Annotated in this window: 16 protein-coding genes; 10 read left to right on the top strand and 6 right to left on the bottom strand. The window is 55.4% G+C overall.

Translation table 11 applies throughout. From position 1 onward, the window contains the following. Positions 1-190: 190 nt before the first annotated feature. Entirely contained in the window at positions 191-952 is a 762-nt protein-coding gene (locus ACN0XZ_RS03195; RefSeq protein ID WP_417456266.1) for a DUF1223 domain-containing protein, read from the bottom strand. A gap of 87 nt (positions 953-1039) precedes the next feature. On the opposite strand from ACN0XZ_RS03195, the gene ACN0XZ_RS03190 reads away from it, so the two are divergent. Then, a complete protein-coding gene (locus ACN0XZ_RS03190) occupies positions 1040-1636 on the top strand; it encodes a hypothetical protein (RefSeq protein ID WP_417456265.1) in 597 nt (198 codons plus the stop codon). Positions 1637-1720: 84 nt separating this feature from the next. Here ACN0XZ_RS03190 and acnA read toward each other — a convergent pair whose 3' ends face one another. Further along, entirely contained in the window at positions 1721-4396 is a 2676-nt protein-coding gene (acnA, locus tag ACN0XZ_RS03185) for an aconitate hydratase AcnA (protein WP_417456264.1), read from the bottom strand. A 217-nt stretch (positions 4397-4613) separates the two neighbouring features. Here acnA and ACN0XZ_RS03180 point away from each other — a divergent pair, with 217 nt between their 5' ends. Together ACN0XZ_RS03180 and ACN0XZ_RS03175 are read left to right on the top strand one after the other, a co-directional pair. Beyond that, positions 4614-7391 carry a bifunctional aconitate hydratase 2/2-methylisocitrate dehydratase gene (locus ACN0XZ_RS03180; RefSeq protein ID WP_417456263.1) on the top strand — a complete coding sequence of 926 codons (2778 nt, stop codon included), beginning with the start codon at positions 4614-4616 and terminating at the stop codon, positions 7389-7391. A gap of 368 nt (positions 7392-7759) precedes the next feature. After that, the gene (locus tag ACN0XZ_RS03175; RefSeq protein ID WP_417456262.1) at positions 7760-8017 is read left to right on the top strand and encodes a DUF3303 domain-containing protein; all 258 of its coding nucleotides are present in this window, start codon (positions 7760-7762) and stop codon (positions 8015-8017) included. Positions 8018-8057: 40 nt separating this feature from the next. On the opposite strand, the gene ACN0XZ_RS03170 is transcribed toward ACN0XZ_RS03175, so the two are convergent. Further along, complete coding sequence (locus ACN0XZ_RS03170; protein WP_417456261.1) at positions 8058-8690, bottom strand: hypothetical protein; 633 nt, start codon at positions 8688-8690, stop codon at positions 8058-8060. Positions 8691-8802: 112 nt separating this feature from the next. Then, positions 8803-9150, bottom strand: coding sequence for a BolA family protein (locus ACN0XZ_RS03165; protein ID WP_417456260.1), 348 nt, complete (start codon positions 9148-9150; stop codon positions 8803-8805). A 97-nt stretch (positions 9151-9247) separates the two neighbouring features. Between ACN0XZ_RS03165 and cobS the strand changes: the two genes are divergently transcribed. Genes cobS through ACN0XZ_RS03145 form a run of 4 tightly spaced genes read left to right on the top strand, consistent with a single transcriptional unit; the run spans position 9248 to position 14042 of the window. Further along, on the top strand, positions 9248-10246 hold the full coding sequence (gene cobS, locus ACN0XZ_RS03160; RefSeq protein WP_417456259.1) for a cobaltochelatase subunit CobS: 999 nt from the start codon (positions 9248-9250) through the stop codon (positions 10244-10246). Positions 10247-10280: 34 nt separating this feature from the next. Next, positions 10281-12137 carry a cobaltochelatase subunit CobT gene (gene cobT, locus ACN0XZ_RS03155; RefSeq protein WP_417456258.1) on the top strand — a complete coding sequence of 619 codons (1857 nt, stop codon included), beginning with the start codon at positions 10281-10283 and terminating at the stop codon, positions 12135-12137. 6 nt (positions 12138-12143) lie between these two features. Next, positions 12144-13139: an esterase-like activity of phytase family protein gene (locus ACN0XZ_RS03150; protein ID WP_417456257.1), complete on the top strand. Its 996-nt coding sequence runs from the start codon at positions 12144-12146 to the stop codon at positions 13137-13139. 9 nt (positions 13140-13148) lie between these two features. Next, positions 13149-14042, top strand: coding sequence for a sulfotransferase family 2 domain-containing protein (locus ACN0XZ_RS03145; protein WP_417456256.1), 894 nt, complete (start codon positions 13149-13151; stop codon positions 14040-14042). A gap of 101 nt (positions 14043-14143) precedes the next feature. Here the strand turns inward: ACN0XZ_RS03145 and rpmB are convergent, their stop codons facing one another. Continuing rightward, the gene (rpmB, locus tag ACN0XZ_RS03140) at positions 14144-14437 is read right to left on the bottom strand and encodes a 50S ribosomal protein L28 (RefSeq protein ID WP_417456255.1); all 294 of its coding nucleotides are present in this window, start codon (positions 14435-14437) and stop codon (positions 14144-14146) included. A 155-nt stretch (positions 14438-14592) separates the two neighbouring features. Further along, positions 14593-16335, bottom strand: a complete 1743-nt coding sequence (locus tag ACN0XZ_RS03135; RefSeq protein ID WP_417456254.1) for an amidase — start codon at positions 16333-16335, stop codon at positions 14593-14595. 94 nt (positions 16336-16429) lie between these two features. Between ACN0XZ_RS03135 and ACN0XZ_RS03130 the strand changes: the two genes are divergently transcribed. The 3 genes from ACN0XZ_RS03130 to fdxA all read left to right on the top strand — a co-directional run bounded on the left by ACN0XZ_RS03130 (position 16430) and on the right by fdxA (position 20339). After that, positions 16430-19420, top strand: coding sequence for a helicase-related protein (locus tag ACN0XZ_RS03130; protein ID WP_417456253.1), 2991 nt, complete (start codon positions 16430-16432; stop codon positions 19418-19420). Positions 19421-19429: 9 nt separating this feature from the next. After that, on the top strand, positions 19430-19831 hold the full coding sequence (locus ACN0XZ_RS03125) for an RNA-binding S4 domain-containing protein (protein WP_417456252.1): 402 nt from the start codon (positions 19430-19432) through the stop codon (positions 19829-19831). A 172-nt stretch (positions 19832-20003) separates the two neighbouring features. Further along, a complete protein-coding gene (gene fdxA / locus ACN0XZ_RS03120) occupies positions 20004-20339 on the top strand; it encodes a ferredoxin FdxA (RefSeq protein WP_417456251.1) in 336 nt (111 codons plus the stop codon). Positions 20340-20508 lie beyond the last annotated feature (169 nt).

The following is a 20508-nucleotide window of genomic DNA, read 5'->3' as shown; positions in this document are numbered from 1 at the left end:
TAGCTTTGCCGTCTTGTTGGCAGCGGTGGGTTTGTGCGACTTCGCACGGGAAACTTCGTTCTAATGGGGCCGTGGCATTGTACCCTAAACATCCGGGTGGCTTGCCTGCCCATGCCGCAATTTTACATGCGGCGGTCATATTCGCCGCGCGCTCTATGACGTGTACGGCATCAAATGTCAAGAAATCAGTTTAGCGGCTGGTTGACGGTTGTGTGTCGTCTGCACCAAGGTTCAGGCTCGCGGCACCAATGATAGGGCCATGGCCATAATCTTCCTGTATCAGGATCGCCACATGGTCCGCGCCCACGTCCAAACCGTCTGTTACGTTCAGGCTTAAGCTGCGCTCGTTGCCGTTCCATTCCATATCAATAAGGTCGGTTGCGCGCACAACATTGGTATAATGCAGGCGGCGGCCCTGGTTTTCACCGTCCCCAATCTCAACTTCCGCATCGGCCAGGAACCACACCACACGCACGGCTGCCGTGCCTGCGAGTTTGGTGGCGGGAAGGTTGAGTGTCACGCTATCACCCGCGCGTGTCAGGGACGGGCTTAGCACCATGCGCTCAATATCGCGGGCTTTTTGAATGGAGCCTCGTACCTTCTCCGGTTTGGAGCCCACGCACTGGATGCGGCCATCCACGATCATTTGTGGTGTGAAAACACCGCCGCGGCCCAGGCGCTTGTTGTAGGCAGCCTGTCGCATGGCATTGTGCGGCAGCGCGAAGGTATCCTCCCAGCCCAATCGGTCCCAATAGTCCACCGGCCAGGAAAGCGTGAGAATGCCCGGCCGGTCGCGCATGGATTTAAGGGCCGCATCAGCTGGCGGGCAGCTTGAACAGCCCTGGCTGGTGAAAAGTTCGACCACAGTCAGGCGCAGGTCATCGGCGAACGAGGGTGATGTTGATATCGCCCCGCTCAGGATAAAAAATACAGCTGTTAACCACTTTCTCATGTTTCTAACTTACGAAGAGTATAGGTCACTTGCCAATCACCTGTGTGTGAGCCGGCACCAGTTCACGAGTATGAGGCGCTATATGCCATGGATGGTTTTGATTTAACAAATAAAACAAACAATACCGACACAAATGTCGGTTCGACAGACGAGACAACACCGCGCAAAACCGTAGAGCGGGAGCAGGGTAAGCTTTTTTTCTACCCCATAGAGGGTGAATTGCCTGTTATTCCGGGTTTCGAATCCGTTGTGGAGCTTTACCGCAAGAAACGGGAAGGCCATGCCATGCCCAGCCGCAAGGCCATCACCTTCCAGGACTTGCGAGGCTGGCATTCAAGCTTTTTCCTGATTGAGTTCGGGAAAGACCTGCGGGAAGGCCGCATGCGTATTTTGGGGGAAACCTATAAAACGCTTTATGGTGGTGAGCTTTGGCAGGGCATGAGCGTGTCGGAAACCAAAAGCCCCAGCCTTCAGGATATCGATGACTATTTCCGGGAGTTGCTGACCGGGCCCTTTATTGGCCGCTATAAGGGGTATCTTCCCCATGTGGGCCGCGAGCATGTGTTCGCGGATATCATGGACGTACCCGTGGTGGATGAAGAAGGCACACCGCGCTACTTGATGTCCTTCATTCGGGAAATACAACGCGCTAAGCCAGTGCACCGGGTGGTTGCTAAAAAGTAGAACAGTCTTGACGAGAAGCTAAGCCAGAATAGGAATGGGCGACCCGAAGGCCGCCCATTTTACATTTGGGTAAGCTGCCTGGGATCAGGCGGCGAGGCGGCGCAGCACATAGTGCAGGATGCCGCCGTTTTTATAGTAGTCGACCTCATTTTCTGTATCGATCCGGCAAAGCACGGTGATGGACTTTGATGTACCGTCAACATAGTTGATGGTCACGCTCACGTCCTGACGTGGGCTGATGCTGCCTTCGATGCCGGTAATATCAAACGTCTCGGTGCCAAGCAGGCCAAGGCTTTCACGGCTGTCGCCTTCCTTGAATTGAAGCGGCAGCACGCCCATGCCCACAAGGTTGGAGCGGTGAATGCGCTCAAAGCTTTCAACCAGAACAGCCTTCACGCCAAGGAGGTTGGTGCCTTTTGCGGCCCAGTCCCGGCTTGATCCGGTGCCATATTCTTTGCCACCGACGACTACGAGCGGTACGCCTGCCTCCTGATATTTCATGGATGCGTCATAGATAGACATCACCTCGCCCGTTGGCTGGTGCGTGGTCCAGCCGCCTTCCGTGCCCGGTGCCATCAGATTCCGAAGCCGGATGTTGGCAAAAGTGCCGCGCATCATCACTTCGTGGTTGCCGCGGCGGGAGCCGTAGCTGTTGAAATCTGCAACCGCGACACCTTTGGACTGCAAATACTGGCCCGCCGGGCTGTCCGGTTTAATGGCACCCGCAGGGCTGATGTGATCAGTGGTGATGCTGTCACCAAGAAGGGCAAGCGGGCGGGCGCCTGTGATGTTGGCGGTATCCGCTACCTCATGCCCCATGCCCTGGAAGTAAGGCGGGTGCTGAATATAGGTGGATTTGCTGTTCCAGTTATAAGTTTTGCCTTCGCTCACCGGTACAGCCTGCCATTCAGGTGTGCCGAGGAAAACATCGGCGTAGCGCTCAATGAACATGTCGCGGGTGAGGGCGGATGCGATGGCGGCCTTTACCTCTGCGTTGGTGGGCCATAGGTCCTTGAGATAAACGTCGTTGCCATCTTTGTCGGTTGCGATCGGGTCTTTACTGACGTTGATCTTCATTGAACCAGCGATGGCGTAGGCGACCACCAGCGGCGGTGAGGCAAGATAGTTTGCCTTGATGTCCTGGCTGACCCGGCCTTCAAAATTCCGGTTGCCTGACAGCACGCTCGCGCAAACCATGTCGTTGTCGTTGATGGTTTTGGAGATCGGTCCGTCAAGCGGGCCGGAGTTGCCGATGCAGGTGGTGCAGCCGTAGCCAACAAGGTTGAAACCCAGCGCGTTCAGGTGCTCCGTGAGCCCGGCGCGGTCCAGATAGTCCGTTACCACCTGTGAGCCGGGGGCGAGCGATGTTTTCACCCAGGGTTTGCGTTTGAGGCCAAGCTCATTGGCCTTTTTGGCAACGAGGCCTGCCGCCACAAGCACGTCCGGGTTTGAGGTGTTGGTGCAGCTGGTAATGGCCGCAATGCAGACGTCGCCATTTTTCAGCTTATAGTCTTCGCCAGCAACAGCATACTCTGCGGTGCCATCTTTGCCGAAGGACGTGAGGACTTTCGTAAATTCCTCTGCCGCGACAGCAAGTTCAACACGGTCCTGTGGGCGCTTTGGGCCAGCCAGCGACGGCTTAACGGAGGAGATATCCAGCTCAAGCGTATCGGTGAACACCGGTTCTGGCGAATTGGCGTCCCGCCACATGCCTTGTTCTTTGGCATAAGCCTCAACAAGGGCGAGGGTGTCCGCGTCACGGCCGGTGAAGTTCATATAATCGAGCGTTTGCTGGCTGATGGGGAAAAAGCCGCATGTTGCCCCATATTCCGGGCCCATATTGGCAATTGTTGCCTGATCCGCGAGGGTAAGCTGGTCGAGACCCGAGCCGTAAAACTCGACAAATTTACCAACAACACCCTTTTCGCGCAGCATTTGCACAACGGTGAGCACAAGGTCGGTTGCGGTGATGCCTTCATTGAGTTTACCGGTCAACTTGAAGCCCACCACTTCGGGGATCAGCATGGAAACCGGCTGGCCGAGCATGGCCGCTTCCGCCTCAATGCCGCCCACACCCCAGCCGAGAACCGCAAGGCCGTTGATCATGGTGGTGTGGCTGTCGGTGCCCACGCACGTATCCGGGTAGGCGACGGTGCGGCCGTTTTCAACCGAAGTCCAAACCGTTTTGGCGATATATTCGAGGTTAACCTGGTGACAGATACCGGTGCCGGGAGGAACTGCGTTGAAATTATCGAGGCTCGATTGCCCCCATTTGAGGAACTCGTACCGTTCCGCGTTGCGCTCCATCTCAAGATCAACATTCTGTTTGAAGCTTTGTGGTGTACCAAATTTGTCCACCATCACTGAGTGGTCGATCACCAAATCACACTGTGCAAGTGGATTGATCTTCTCCGGGTCACCGCCCATCTCTGCCATCGCGGCGCGCATGGCCGCGAGGTCAACAACCGCAGGAACGCCGGTGAAGTCTTGCATCAACACACGGGCGGGGCGATAGGCGATTTCGTGGTCTGAACGCCTGTCTTTCTGCCAGTCTGCAAGGGCTTGAATGTCTGCGGTGGTGACGCTGGTGCCATCCTCAAAACGCAGGAGGTTTTCGAGCAGAACCTTGAGTGTATAAGGCAGGCGCGAGACATCGCCTATCGTCGCGGCCGCAGCCTTCAGGCTGTAATAATCATACTCTTTGTTGCCAACCGTCAGTGTGCGGCGGGTGTTCAAGCTATCTTGCGGGGTGGATGCCATAAGATCGTGCCCTCCAGTTCAAAGGGTTTAAAATAGGCCGAATTTGCGCGGGGGAAAGCGCAAAAATTGGCAGAAAACAGACGTTGTCGGGGCCGAACTACCTTGCATGAAAGGGCGCGTTGAAATAGTATGCGCGCCGGCCCGCTTTTCCCTCGCCCGCAGACCTCTCTGCGGCCCGGGTTTCAAGCTTCATCTAACACTTTTTGTCAGGATAGTCATGGGTTTGTACACCGAATATTTAAATGAGATCGAAACTCGAAAAACACAAGGGTTGAATCCTAAGCCCATTGAAGACGGCGCCCTTGTGGAAGCGATTATTTCCCAGATCACCGACCTGGAGAATGAGCACCGGAAAGATTCACTTCAGTTTTTCATATACAACACCCTGCCAGGCACCACGAGTGCAGCTGGCGTAAAAGCGAAGTTCCTGAAAGAGATTATTCTCGGCAAAGCCACTGTTGCAGAAATTTCGGCGGACTTTGCTTTTGAGCTGTTGTCGCACATGAAAGGCGGCCCGTCGGTTGAGGTTCTTCTCGATCTGGCGCTTGGGGATGACGCGGCGATCGCCGGGAAAGCGGCGGATGTCCTCAAAACACAAGTGTTCCTCTATGAGGCTGATACCGACCGTCTCGCGAGCGCGCACGCGGCGGGCAACGCGGTTGCCAAAGATATCCTTGAAAGTTATGCGAAGGCCGAGTTTTTCACGAAGCTCCCTGCCATCGATGAGGAAATCAAGGTCGTTACATACATCGCCGCAGAAGGTGATGTTTCAACAGATCTTCTGTCACCGGGTAATCAGGCGCACTCCCGCTCGGACCGTGAACTGCATGGCAAATGCATGATCTCGGAAGCGGCGCAGGCTGAAATTCAGGCGCTTCAGAAACAGCATCCGGATGCACGCGTGATGCTGGTGGCTGAAAAAGGCACCATGGGTGTGGGGTCTTCCCGGATGTCCGGCGTGAACAACGTCGCGCTCTGGACTGGCAAACCAGCCAGCCCTTATGTTCCCTTTGTGAATATCGCCCCGATTGTTGGCGGCACCAACGGCATCTCCCCCATCTTCCTCACAACGGTTGGCGTAACCGGCGGCATCGGTCTCGACCTCAAGAACTGGGTCAAGAAACTGGATGCGGACGGTAAGCCGGTGCTGGATGCAAACGGTGACCCGGTGCTTGAGCAGGTTTATTCCGTTGAGACCGGTACGGTTCTCACCATCAATACCAAAACGAAAAAGCTCTACAGCGCTGCGGGTGATGAGCTCGTTGATATTTCGTCAGCGCTCACACCGCCAAAGGTTGAATTCATCAAAGCTGGTGGCTCCTATGCGATCGTGTTTGGTAAAAAGCTCCAGACATTCGCCGCTGAAACGCTCGGCACCAGTGCGCCAGCGGTGTTCGCACCTTCAAAGGAAGTTTCTCATGCGGGCCAGGGCCTGACGGCTGTTGAAAAAATCTTCAACAAAAACGCCGTTGGTGTGACGCCGGGCAAGGTGCTGCACGCGGGCTCAGACGTGCGTGTGAAAGTGAATATCGTTGGCTCGCAGGACACAACCGGCCTGATGACATCACAAGAGCTGGAGGCAATGGCCGCTACGGTTATTTCCCCAACGGTAGACGGCGCGTACCAGTCTGGTTGTCACACAGCGTCCGTATGGGACAAAAAGGCACAGGCGAATATTCCGAAGCTGATGAGCTTCATGAACAAGTTCGGCCTTATCACCGCGCGGGACCCGAAGGGCGCCTATCACGCCATGACCGATGTGATCCACAAGGTGCTCAACGATATTACCGTTGATGACTGGTCTGTGATCATTGGCGGCGATAGCCATACACGTATGTCCAAGGGTGTTGCATTTGGTGCAGACTCAGGCACTGTGGCGCTTGCGCTTGCCACAGGCGAAGCCACCATGCCGATCCCTGAATCTGTGAAGGTGACCTTCAAAGGCAGCCTCAAGGATCACATGGATTTCCGTGATGTGGTACATGCAACGCAGGCGCAGATGCTGAAAGAGTTTGGCGACAACGTCTTCCAGGGCCGTGTGATTGAAGTGCACATTGGCACCCTTCTGGCAGACCAGGCTTTCACCTTCACCGATTGGACGGCGGAGATGAAAGCAAAAGCATCCATCTGTATCTCGGAAGATGAGACACTGATCGGCTCGCTTGAGATCGCGAAGAGTCGCATCCAGATCATGATTGACAAGGGCATGGACAATGAAGCCAAGACGCTTCAGGGCCTGATTGATATCGCGGACAAGCGAATTGCGGAGATCAGATCAGGTGAGCGTCCTGCGCTGTCACCCGATGATAACGCCAAATATTTCGCTGAATTTGTTGTGGATCTGGACCAGATTGCCGAGCCGATGATCGCTGACCCGGATGTAAACAATGCTGATGTATCCAAGCGTTACACGCACGATACCATCCGCCCTGTTTCCTATTATGGGGGAGACAAGAAGGTGGACCTTGGTTTTGTCGGGTCCTGCATGGTGCATAAGGGCGATATGAAAATTATCGCGCAGATGCTCAAAAATCTTGAAACTCAAGGCGAGGTCAAGTTCAACGCGCCGCTTGTAGTCGCGCCTCCTACCTACAATATCGTGGACGAATTGAAGGAAGAAGGCGACTGGGCTGTTCTTCAGAAGTATGCAGGCTTTGAGTTTGACGACAACGCGCCGAAGAATGCTGCACGCACGGAATATGAAAACATCCTGTATCTGGAGCGTCCCGGCTGTAACCTTTGCATGGGCAACCAGGAGAAGGCTGCCAAGGGTGACACGGTGATGGCCACATCTACGCGACTGTTCCAGGGCCGGGTTGTGGAAGACTCGGATGAGAAGAAGGGCGAGTCCTTGCTGGCGTCAACGCCGGTGGTGGTGCTCTCAACCATTCTTGGTCGTACGCCAAGCATCGATGAATATAAGGCTGCAGTGGCAGGCATTAACCTTACCAAGTTTGCGCCACCACTTGGGAAACCCCCGGTGAGCCATCACTAGGGAACCCCATACCATTCAGATCAGCGAGCAGCGCGGTAACCCGCGCTGCTTTTTTTTATCCTCACGCACATCTGCGTTAATGCAACAAACTGACCTCAATTCCTTCACTTTCCTGCCTTATTGCACAGGCAGTTTGATCCTATAGACCTTATAAAAAGACCAATGATGGATCAGACAGCGATGGATATTATTATTTATGCCATATTGGGTGCGGTGACCTGCGCCGGAATCTGGCACTCCAGAAGCCAGATTAACCGCCACTTCTAGTGATGGCTAGGCCAAAACATGTCCTCATGTATCGCAGAAATGTTCTTCGCGAGCAGCATGGGATACTATAAAATGGTCGTCACCTTGCTGGGAGGTGGCTCATGCATTTTATGGTGATTGAAAAATTCAGACACGGAAATCCTCAGCCGGTTTTTGACAGGTATGAGGAGCGGGGCCATATGTTGCCGGACGGGCTGTTTCTTCGCAAAGGCTGGGTGACCGCTGATATGAGATGCTGTTATCAGGTTATGGAGACAGAGGACCCGGCACTTATCACCGAATGGATCAAAGTTTGGGATGACCTTGCTGATTTTGAAGTCGTTCGGCTGAGCGCGACCATGGCACCTTCGACAACATAGTCCTACTAACGCAATCCTGATGATATCTGTGGCCCTCACATCAAGGCCATTTGTTCCCGATCTGCTTAACCCGTGTGTCAATATGAGTGATGAATGGCTGAATGTTTTTGCCGGGCCAGCACATCATGCTTTCTTCAAGCTCGAGCACTACAAGGTCACGGTTATAGTCGATTTGGGCTCTAGGGTTTGCGATCTGGTAAAGCGCAATGTCATTGTCGTAGGCAAGCGCATAGTTCACCCGCCGCGACTGGAGCAGATCGAGCGCCTTGAAGGCCGTGCCAACTTTCACCGGATTGGTAATTTTTGTGGCGTTGGTGTGAAGCTGTAAGTCCAGAAACAAAACTTCATCAATTGCGGTAGCACGATCCTCAAGAGCGTTCAGTGATGATGCAACGGGGGTACCCAACATTGAGGCTGCGCGCACCCGCAAGATATTAAAGGGCGTGGATATTCTAAGCGTATCCCACGCGGCCTGCGTGATGGTGGTGTCTTGTGGGGGAAGTTTATGGCCCGGCGCACTGATGCCGCCAAAGATGCAGTCATAGTCGCGATTAAGCCAGCCTTGCACCCCGCGATACCCCGGCAGAATGGTCTGCGTTGTTGGGGTGGGAGCCTCTTCCAGCAGAGCTTTCAGCAGGCGATTATAAGGGAGGTGGGCCTTCGGCTCGATCAAGCCTGGCATTTCCTGGGCGACAATCGAGATCACTTCGGTGTCCGCTTTCGTGGCGAACGAACCAAGGACGCAAGCAAGGACTGCGATTATATGTCTACTGCGGGCCACTAATCTAATGCGCGTCGGGGGTGTCTGCCTGTATCGAAAGTGCGTGTATGGGCCCAGCCAGCTCTTCCTTGAGGGCGCCCATCACCATGCGTTGCCGTGTCACACGGCTTTGCCCTTCAAATGCTTTTGAGCGGATCACAACACGGAAATGACTTTCGCCACCGTCCCTGTAGCCTGCGTGACCACGATGCCCTTCCGATTCGTCAATCACTTCGAGGTGATCGGGTGCCAAGGCTTCTTGCAGCTTTTTTTCGATGGTTTCAGTGACTTTACCCATATTCGACTTACTCTCTTCAACATACGCGGGGGTGGTGCGGCGCTGGTTATAACGCGCCAATCGTATAACAGCCATGTGAAATGTGCTGTTTCATATTGACCCAGCCGCTGGTAAACCCATGATGCATTCTTTAGAATGGTTATCAAAAGATTTTAGACAAGAGGATTAGTCCATGAGTGCCGCAACGGCTGAAAAGCTCCCCAGCCTGACATTGCCTGAGAATAAAGTGTCCGTGCGCGAAACCTTCGGCCTCGACCTTGATATGGAAGTGCCAGCATTCGCGGAACATACTGAACATGTGCCGGATATCGATGAGGCTTATGTTTTTGACCCTGATACCACGCTCGCCATTCTCGCAGGCTTTGCCCACAACCGGCGCGTGATGATCCAAGGTTATCACGGCACAGGTAAATCAACCCATATTGAACAGGTTGCCGCGCGCCTCAACTGGCCTACCATTCGGGTGAACCTCGATAGCCATATCAGCCGTATTGATCTTGTCGGCAAGGATGCGATTGTCCTGCGGGACGGCAAGCAGGTGACCGAGTTTCAGGAAGGTATCCTGCCGTGGGCGCTACAAAGCCCAACGGCAATTGTGTTTGATGAATATGATGCGGGCCGGCCTGATGTGATGTTCGTGATCCAGCGTGTGTTGGAAGTTGAGGGCAAGCTGACGCTTCTTGACCAGAACCGTGTGATCCGCCCGCACCCGGCTTTTCGCATTTTTGCGACGGCTAACACGGTGGGCCTTGGCGATACCACAGGCCTCTATCATGGCACGCAACAGATAAACCAGGGCCAGATGGATCGCTGGAACGTCGTGGGCACGCTCAATTATCTGCCGCATTCAACGGAAACCAATATCATTGTCGCGAAAGAGCCAAGCTATGACAGTGAGGAAGGCCGGAAAACCATCGCCAATATGGTGCGTGTGGCGGATCTCACCCGCACGGGTTTCATGGCGGGTGATATCTCAACGGTTATGAGCCCACGCACCGTGCTCACATGGGCGCAAAATGCCCGTATCTTTGGTGATGTGTCCTTCGGCTTCCGGGTCAGCTTCCTCAATAAATGCGATGAAGCGGAACGGTCTATCGTGGCTGAATATTATCAGCGCTCGTTTGGCGAAGACCTGAAAGAATCGGCAAGCAATCTCGTGATTAGCGCCTAACGGCTGATTACAAGAAGAGTTTAGGGTACATTTGATGGCAGACGGCAGCCAAAAACCGAAAGAGACATTTGAGCATGCACTTGCCGCCACCACGCGCGCCGTGGCGGAGGACAAGTCGCTTGATGTCAAATTCACGGCTGATGTACCCGGTCTTGTCGCGGGTGAGATGCGCGTGCCGCACCTGCCGCATAAGGTGCGCGCTCGTGATGTGGCGGAAGTGCGTGGCATCGCGGATAGTTTTGCGCTCAAACACCGCCATCATGATCCCAAACTCCACAGTAAGCTGTCCCCAAGCGGTGCGATAGGGCGCGCGATTTTTGATGCTGTTGAGCAGGCGCGGTTTGAGGCTATTGGCGCGCGCGCCATGTCTGGCGTCAAGGTGAACCTCGGCGCACTTGCAGAAAAGCGCGCGCTTGAGGCAGGGCTCTCACGCCCAACAGACGATGAATCTGGTCGGCTTGCGTCTGTGCTTGGGCTGTTGGTGCGGGAACGGCTTACTGGCGCACCGCCGCCCGAGAGCGCCGTTGTGGCCGTTGAAAGCCAGCGCAAGTGGCTTGAGGAAAGTGTTGGGCATCTGCTTGATGGTCTTGAGGCCAAGGTTGAAGACCAGAAAGGGCTTTCGGTTATTAGCCGCAGCATCATTGCCGAGCTTATTGGCGATGGAGACGGCGAAAAACGGGACCGGGAAGAGGAAGATCAGCCCGAAGAGGGTGACGGCAACGCGCCCGATAGCCCGGACGGTGACCCGGGCGATGACGGTGACGGCGAAGCTGACGGGGCGGAAAGCTCAGACGATAGCGAAGGCGAAACCGCAGATGACGACGCGTCTTCCGACGCCGCCATGGAAGAAATGGAGGATAGCGACGCTGACGCAGGCGAAGGCAAACATGAGGGCACCATCCCCTGGCGTCCCAACCGGCCGCTCGATCATCTGCCAGATACACCCTTCTATCAGGTGTTCACCGAAGAGTTTGACGAGGTTTTGAAAGCCGAAGAATTGTGTGACCTCGAAGAGCTTGAGCGCTTGAGAAAGTATCTCGACCAGCAGATGGCGCATCTCTCCGGCGCGGTGTCAAAACTGGCAAACAGGCTGCAGCGCAGGTTGCTCGCGCAGCAGCGTCGCCACTGGCAGTTTGATTTGGAAGAAGGCATATTGGACGCAGGGCGTCTCGCGCGTGTGGTCTCAAGCCCAACGAAGCCACTTTCCTACAAGTTAGAGAGCGAAACCGAGTTCAAGGACACGGTCGTGACGCTCCTTCTCGACAACTCCGGCTCCATGCGCGGGAGGCCGATATCGATCGCGGCTATATCCGCTGACATCCTCGCCCGCACGCTCGAGCGTTGTGGGGTGAAGGTGGAAATCCTTGGTTTTACGACGAAAGCCTGGAAGGGCGGGCAGTCGCGTGAGAAGTGGCTGCAGGACGGCAGGCCCAAAGCACCGGGCCGGCTGAATGACCTCAGGCATATCATCTATAAAACGGGTGATGCGCCTTGGCGTCGGTCCCGTCGGAACCTGGGCTTGATGATGCGTGAGGGCTTGCTTAAGGAAAATATCGACGGTGAAGCGCTCCTCTGGGCGCATAACCGCTTGATGGCGCGCGCGGAAGAGCGGCGCATTCTGATGGTGATTTCGGACGGGGCCCCTGTTGACGACAGCACCCTGAGCGTCAACTCAGGGGTTTATCTTGAGAATCACCTCCGGCAGGTCATCAAGTGGATTGAAGAACGCTCTTCCGTTGAGTTGATCGCTATTGGTATCGGTCATGATGTCACCCGCTACTATAAACGGGCGGTTACGATCTTGGATGCGGAGCAGCTTGGTGGCGCCATGACGGAGCAGCTTGCGTCGCTTTTTGAAGAAGCGGTGCCCACACCAAGGCGGCTTGGATAACATTCCATGATACTGCGGCACCCCAGAAAAACCTTGCTTGTGGCAATGAGTGCCCTCGCGTTAATGGCTTTTGCCACGTATCAGAATTTGGCAGGTAACAAGCCCTCTCACCCCCTTTCCGATGTGACAAGCGTCAGGGTTACCGCGAGGCCAATCCCGCTGAATGAAGATGATCCTGCAGCTATCAAGGTTGGTAAACTGACTTTTTTAGCTGGTTGGGCGCTTACGGCAAATAACGAGAATTTTGGCGGTTTCTCGGGCCTTGTTGTGGATGAAACCAGCCTTAAAGCGATCAGCGATCGAGGGGATTGGCTAACCGCAGCGATGGATTGGGCGCGGGAGGCGCCCTTTCTTTCTGCCACCATGCAGCCCTTTGACATTCATGCGCAGGACCAAAGCAAAGAGGGGTTGGATGCTGAAAGCCTGATCCGTTTTGGTGACGGGTATATGGTCAGTTTTGAGAATTATCATCGGCTTGTAACCTTAGGCTCGGACGGCAAGGTGAATCTTGCGCCCCACAACAAGGGCCTCAACTTCTCAGGCGTCGCGGCCAATGGGGGCGTTGAAGCCATCACACCTGTGGCCTGTGGGCTCTTGCTATTGGTTGAACGCGGGCTCGACACCCGTGGCAGGTTGCGAGGTTGGATTGCGCGCGAGGATGGTGCCGATGATATCTATTTCAAACCGCCACTGAATTTTTTCCCAACCGACGCGGCAACGCTCAAGAACGGCGACGTCCTCGTGCTTCTCAGGCGGTTTTCGCTGCTAAGCGGTGTGGCCGCCAAGCTTGTTCGCATCAAAGCTGCAGACATCAAGCCGGGTGCCACACTTGAGGGCGAGGAGCTAATGCATCTTGAGCCGCCTTACACGGTGGATAACATGGAAGGCCTTGATGTGATTGAGACGGAAGGCCAACAGGCACGGATCATCATGATCTCGGACGATAATTTTCGCGCCAGCCAGCGCACGCTCCTCCTTGTGTTTAGCCTCGATGTAGCCTAATCAAGCCGCATGGATACCGCCAAAAATACTGACATCAACCTCCTTGTACAGAAGGCAGAAGTTCTTTTGCAGGAAGAGGCCGTTGATGAAGCTCATGCGCTCATTACAAGTGCCCTTGGTGACTATGACCATGTGCGCCTGTGGCGTTTTCTGCGGCGCATCCTGTTGATGCAGGGTGACGAGCAAGCTGCGCAGGACCTTATGGCGCGCATTATTGAGCATGTGAAAGGCCCAACGCCTGGCGAACTGGCACTCGCGAAATCGAACCGGTCAGCCTTTACGAGCCTTCGCGACCATAAAATATTATATCTGCATATCCCGAAGTGCGGCTCTACAACGGTTAAAGACATGCTCTATCATGTGCTTACCGGCGAGCGGGGCGAGGGGCATTCGCACACACTGGTATCCAAACACGCTCCCTACGCGTTTGAGGACCGTACACGCCTTGGCCAGACTCACGCTGACTGGTTCAAGTTTCTTGTGGTGCGGGATCCGATCTCACGCCTTCGGTCGTACTACCGCTTCAATCTTGTTTTTACGAACGATCTCTCGAAGGAAGTGGAAGGCCGGGATACCTATCTTGGCCTCAAACTGCAACCGAGCTATGACGAGTTCCTCTCAAACCTGACCCGGTACCGGCAGGTGTTTCGCACACTTCGGGCGCATACCAACGGTATCGCAGATATCGCCGGGACAGACGCCAGCATCTTTGACTGGATAGGTCCCGTGAAAGCTATGGATAGCCTGCGGGCTCATCTATCCGAAAAGGTCGGTGTGGACATTCCCGCCATTCACAACTTCCGTTCCAAAGACATGGCGAAGATAGAGCCGAGCGCGGCGCTAGAAGAAGAAGCGCGTGAGCGTTATGCCCGTGACTATGAGGTTTACGGCGCCTATTTCTAAGCACGGTAGGGCGCCCAAATAAAAAACGCCGCAGCGAGGTGCTACGGCGTTTCTGAAACTTTTGCTTGCCCCTACTGATTGGCAGGGATTGCCTGTTGGCCTTATGCCTTGGCAGCAGCCTGTTTCTTTTTGATTTCCCGCTTCAGCTTCTGAGCGTTAGCCGACAGGTCGGTATCGCGAGCTTTCAGGAGGAAGTTATCGAGACCATCGTTGTGCTCAACAGAACGCAGCGCGTGCGTAGAAATACGCAGGCTGACAGAACGACCGAGGGTATCGGAAATCAGGGTTGCTTTCGTCAGGTTTGGCAGGAAACGGCGACGGGTTTTGTTGTGTGCGTGAGACACGTTATTACCCGCCATTACCCGTTTGCCAGTCAGTTCACATACGCGCGACATGTTCGTTATCCTTGTTTTTCTGCCGGAGATCAGCCTCCGGGAATCTTTATGATCCATGTTCGCTAAAGACCGGATTCGGCAATAGCTGGCGCGGTGAGTAGACGATTCGCTCTCACCGGTCAAGTTTTTATAGGCTTTGCGCCGTTCTTTGCTGTTTAAATCGGGTCTATTTCGGGTCGTTTGGCAGCAAAGTTGGCTGCGCGTTCCAGCAACCGGCCCACACCGATCAACTGATCCTCCCGGAACATATTCCCCCAAAGCGTGAAACCATATGGGGCTGGCCTCTCCAATCCCATCTTCTTGTCGTTCGCGCCGGTGAGCGGGAACGTGGGGCGTTTGATCAGTCCCAGCGGCAGCGTAAGGCTCGGGTGGCCGGTATAGTTGGTTATTACCAACATGTGGCCCGCATAATTGGGGCAGGCGATCATATCCACACCCTCAAACGTGGCATGCATCATTTCCATTACCTGCCGCCTGAAGCGGTCAAGCTGTACATATTCAATAGCACTGTGAAAACGGGCGGCGCGGAAGGTGTTGGGCCACGCTGTTTTCCCCTGCCATATCAGCTCGTCATCGCGGCCAGAAAGGGTCAGTCCTTCAAAGGCCGCGGCAGCTTCAACCTCTACTGTTGATAAAAGCGTAGGATACGGGAGGTCTGGCAGGCTGATCTCCGTTAGAGTGAAGCCCATCTCCTTGAGCGTATCAAGTACTTGCCGGTCAAGGTCCGTTGCGTCTTCGCCCGCGAACCATTTGGGGTCATAGCCGATGCGGATATTACCTGCGGCGGCCGTGCTGCCGTCATAGGCAAAACCCCAGTCATAACTGCAGGGGTCGCCAGCATCCGCGCCGTTGAGGGCGCTGAGCACAAGTGCTGTGTCTTCAACAGCGCGGCAGATAGGCCCTATTTTATCGAGGCTCCAGCAGAGCGCCATGGCGCCTGTGCGTGGCACACGGCCAAATGTGGGCCTGAGGCCTACAGCTCCGCACCGGGCGGAGGGTGACACGATGGAGCCCAGCGTTTCAGTCCCGATAGCAAAGCTGCAAAGCCCGGCGGCGGTCGCGGCAGCGGACCCTGCGCTTGAGCCAGAGGCGCCTTCTTGTGTGTTCCAGGGGTTGCGGGTTATACCGCCGTACCATAGGTCACCATAGGCCAGCGCCCCCATGGAGGCTTTACCGATCAGCACTGCGCCAGCTTCCTGAAGGCGCTTTGTCACCACTGCGTCCCCCTCGGGCACTCTGTCTTTATAGGGGGCGGCGCCCCATGTGGTCTTCACGCCTGCCGTGTCGATCAAATCCTTGAGCGCATAGGGGATACCGTGCAGCGGCCCTTTATATTTGCCGGAGCGGATTTCTACATCAGCGTCATAAGCCTGCTGTTTGGCTTCTGCTTCCATCACGGTGATGAAAGCGTTCAGCCGGCCATTCAGCTCACGAATGCGCTGCAGGTAAATATCCGTCAAACGGCTTGAGGTCAGTTGCCCGTTTTTGATCCAATAGGCTTGCTCATGCAGGGGGGCAAAAGCGATGCTCTGGTCATGCGGCAAAGGGCCAGGCGTTTCTGCGGCCAGGCGCACACCACCCGTTGGCTGGAAGTAGTTTTTGCCTGAGAGGCGCGGGTCGAAGGTGAGGGCGGGGGCATCATCATTTTCAAGCGGGATGGCGCTTCTGCGGCGCCTGACCCGGTCAAGCATATCGTCCAGCTCTTCCAGCACCATGGCGCGCTCAGTTGCCGTGTAGTTGACGCCCGCGATTTTCTCAGCCGCCGCAACGTCGCTTTCGCTGATGGGCCCCGCTTGGGTATTGCTGCCTTCGCCAAAGGCGGCGCGGGCAATGGCAAGCCCCCCCAGCAGGCCCGCTCCTTTTAATATATCTCGCCGGTCAAGTCTGGGTTTAGGCATACACGCTCCCGTTTTATTTTGATTATAGGGTTTCCCTTTCTGTGGGGGAACCGTTATCTAAAACTTTAAAAGTATGTGATCTTTAGGCGTATCTATGACTGGCATCATCAAGGCGGTTCTTGGCCCCACCAACACGGGTAAAACCCATTATGCGGTGGAGCGTATGATGGGATATGCCTCCGGCATTATGGGTTTTCCGCTCCGGCTTCTGGCACGTGAGGTGTATGACCGTGTTGTGGCGGTGAAGGGCAAAAACCAGGTTGCGCTGGTGACAGGGGAAGAGCGCATTGTGCCAGAGGGCGCGCGTTATTTTCTCTGCACGGCTGAGGCGATGCCCCGCCATGCGGTGGCCGATTTTATCGCTCTCGATGAAGTGCAGATGGCGGCGGACCCCCAGCGCGGCCACATTTTTACAGAGCATCTGCTCCATAGCAGGGGCACCCATGAAACCCTGCTTCTGGGCGCGGAGACCATGCGCGGGGTGCTAATCCGCCTGATCCCCGAGATCGAAATTGTCACCCGGCCCCGGTTTTCAGAGCTGAAGGCTGTGCGCGCGAACAAACTTTCACGCTTGCCGCGCCGAAGCGCTGTGGTCGGATTTTCAAGCGCCGATGTTTATGGCATGGCAGAGCTGATCCGCCGCCAAAAGGGGGGGGCGGCGATCGTGATGGGCGCCCTGTCCCCGCGCACCCGCAATGCGCAGGTTGAGATGTATGCGAGCGGTGAGGTTGACCATCTGGTGGCAACGGATGCGATTGGTATGGGGCTCAACCTGGATATCGGGCATGTGTCGTTCGCGGGCCTCAGCAAATTTGATGGCCGCACCTATCGTGAGCTGACCGCCGCAGAAGCTGCGCAGATTGCGGGTCGGGCGGGCCGCTATAAGAAAGACGGTACCTTCTCCACCCTCTCTGGCGGTGAGCAGATGGACCCACTGATGGTGGCGCAGATAGAAGAACACCAGTTTGAACCAGTAAAACGGCTGTTCTGGCGGAATCACCGGCTCGATTTTTCGACCATCACACGCCTTATTCGCTCGCTTGAGCAGCCTGCGCGCACAGAGGGCCTTCACCGCACCCGGGACGCCATTGACCTCACGGCGCTTAAGAAAATGAGCGCAGACGAGAGTATCAGTTCGCTTGTTACCCACGCTGAAGCCGTGGAAAGGCTTTGGAATGTTTGCCAAATTCCTGATTTCCGGAAATTGTCACACGATGATCACATTTCTCTTCTACGCCGCATCTTTGTTGATCTGATGGGTCCAAAAGGCACAATTCCGCATGATTGGATCGCAAGGCAGGTCAAGCGCCTTGACAATACAAGCGGCGATATAGATACCTTGGCCGGTCGAATTGCCAGTATCCGGATATGGACTTATGTTTCGCACCGGAAAGGCTGGCTTCAGGATGCAGCCCATTGGGCGCATGTAACGCGCAGTGTTGAGGACAGATTGTCCGACGCCCTGCATGAAAAATTAACCCAGCGCTTTGTGGACAGGCGAACGGCTGTTCTGATGCGCTCGCTCAGGCATAGGGGCGAACTTAGCGTGAGCATTGATAACGAGACAAACCAGGTTTCGGTCGAAGGACACGAGATCGGTGAACTGAATGGATTTTCCTTCCGTGTCGAGCCGGGTGCGGCCCGTGACGACCAGAAGACACTCAAGGCAGCGGCAGAAGCAGCACTGCAGGTGGAATTGACCCGCCGTGCGAAGCTTTTTGCCAATGTGGGCTTCAAGACGCTGGCATTTGATTTTTCAGAAGGCCTCGCGTACCCGAAGCTTTTGTGGGAAGGCGCGCCTATCGCGACCCTGCATGACAGTGGTGCCCTGTTTGCGCCGCGCGTGAAGCTTGTGGCTTCCACCCTGTTGCAGGGTGAGAATGCCGATCTGGTGCGCGATAAGGCACAGGAATGGCTGGACACGCGTATCGCGGAAAAGCTTGAGCCGCTTCTTAAACTTGCTGGCGAACTGAACGGAGAGAGCGAAGCGCCTGAGGGTGCCGCGCCGCTATCCGGCCTCGCGCGCGGTGTGGCGTATCGCCTGCTTGAGAACTACGGGGTTATTTCACGCAGCCTTGTGGATGGTGACCTCCGGCAGCTTGATCAGGATGCCCGTAAAGGCTTGCGCCGCTTTGGTATCCGTATCGGTGCCTCCAGCCTTTATATTCCCGTTATTCTTAAGCCACACGCCAATGAGCTGAGATTGATGATGTGGGCCATGGCCGGGAAGTTGACGGCTCTTCCAAACCTGCCAACACCGGGCATGGTGTGGGTGGAAACCGAAGCGACAGCTCCGCGCGAGTTTTACGAGATGGCGGGTTTCCAGGTGTGCGGCAAAAAAGCTGTGCGCATGGATATGCTGGAGCGCCTCGCGGACGCTGTGCGCCCCATGGGCCAGGGCAGTGGCTGGTTTGAGGTTACACCTGAAATCATGGGCCTTGTTGGCCTGTCGGGTGAGGACTTCGCTGAGGTCATGCAGGCCGCGGGCTATAAGCACGAAGTGCGCAAGGTTCCTGCCGTTAAGACGGAAGAAAAACCTGCGGACGATGCTAAAGCCGAGGATGCAACACCAGAAGCATCAGAGGCAGCCGCACCTGAGGTAACAACCGAAAGTGCCGGAGAAACGCCAGCAGTTGAACCTGCAGCAGAAGAAGCGGCACCTGCCGAGGCTTCAACTCCTGAAGCATCGGACGCGGAAGCAGCAAAGGCAGACACCCCAGAAGCGAATACATCAGAGGCCGATACCGCAGAGGATGAAGCTTCTGAAGGTGAAGTGGCTGAAGAAGAGCTTGTAGAGCGTTACTTCTTCTCTTGGGCACCAAAGCGCAAAGCCCGCCCGCACGGCGAAGGCCGCAAGGGCGGCAAACCGCAAGGCAAAGGTTTTGCTAAAGGTGGCGAGCGCGGGGAGAAGTCAGACCGACCCAGAGGAAAAGGTCCGGGTAAGGGCCCTAAAGGCAAGGGTGGCAAACCACAAGGCCAGCGTGTGCATTCGGCGCGCCCCCCTCGCAAAGAGAAGCAGGCCGATCCGGATTCGCCTTTTGCAGCACTTGCAGGCCTAAAAGAGACCCTGCAAAAGAAGAAATAGCAGCCTCTGATGGCTGAGCATACCGAGACCGGGCAGATCAGGCTGGATAAATGGCTCTGGCATGCCCGGTTTTTTAAATCCCGCTCCATCGCCAGCACTGTCTGCAAAGCCCGCAAGGTTCGGCTTGATGGCAGCGTGGTTTCCAAAGCTGCCGCGACCGTAAAGGTGGGGCAGGTCCTTACTTTCCCGCAAGGCGCTCATATCCGCGTGGTCAAAATCCTCGCGCTTGGCACGCGCCGTGGCCCGGCGCTTGAGGCGCAAACGCTTTATGAAGACCTCTCACCCGTCGAGGATCAGAAAAAAGAGCTGGCCGAAGAGAAGAAGACAGCCCCGGCGCTCAGGGATGCAGGCGCTGGCCGCCCCACCAAGGCTGAACGCCGCGCCATTGATAAGCTGATGGACCGTGACTAAAGCCCCGTGTGTCTTGTGCTGCAAGGGCTTACCCGTTTGCTCGCGATAGCCAAACAATTTGTGCACATAAGAATCTCTTGCATATAAAGCCGTTGCCCAAGGCCGCGCTTTTCGGCATAAAGCCAAAGAAAGAACCACGGGTTTACAGGTTTGCGGAATAAAGGAGACGCCCATGACCTATGTCGTCACTGAGGCATGCATCAAATGTAAATATATGGACTGTGTTGAGGTTTGTCCGGTTGACTGTTTTTACGAAGGTGAAAACATGCTGGTGATCAACCCCAACGAATGCATTGACTGCGGCGTGTGTGAACCTGAATGCCCGGCCGAAGCTATCCTGCCGGATACAGAAGACGGCATGGAAGAATGGCTGGAGCTGAACACCAAGTTTTCCGAGCTTTGGCCAAACATCACCGCAAAAGGCGAACAGCCTGCAGATGCGGATGACTGGAAAGGCAAAGAAGGCAAGATGGAGCACTTCTCCGAAAATCCGGGTGAGAGCAACTAGGGCGCGCATGACACGGAGCCGAGGTTTTTAGCGGCTTCTGCGCACAATATTATTGCTTTTGCATCAATTGCTTACTTTGAAAACCGGGCTAGTTGGCCCGGTTTTTTCATGCGTCCTATCGCCGCAGGATTGAGCAATAGAGCCAAAAAACGCGATTTGACTGTAAAAT

Origin of the sequence: Kordiimonas sp. (assembly GCF_048264555.1) — a bacterium.
GTDB lineage: Bacteria > Pseudomonadota > Alphaproteobacteria > Sphingomonadales > Kordiimonadaceae > Kordiimonas.
This window is presented reverse-complemented; position numbering and strand designations above follow the sequence as displayed.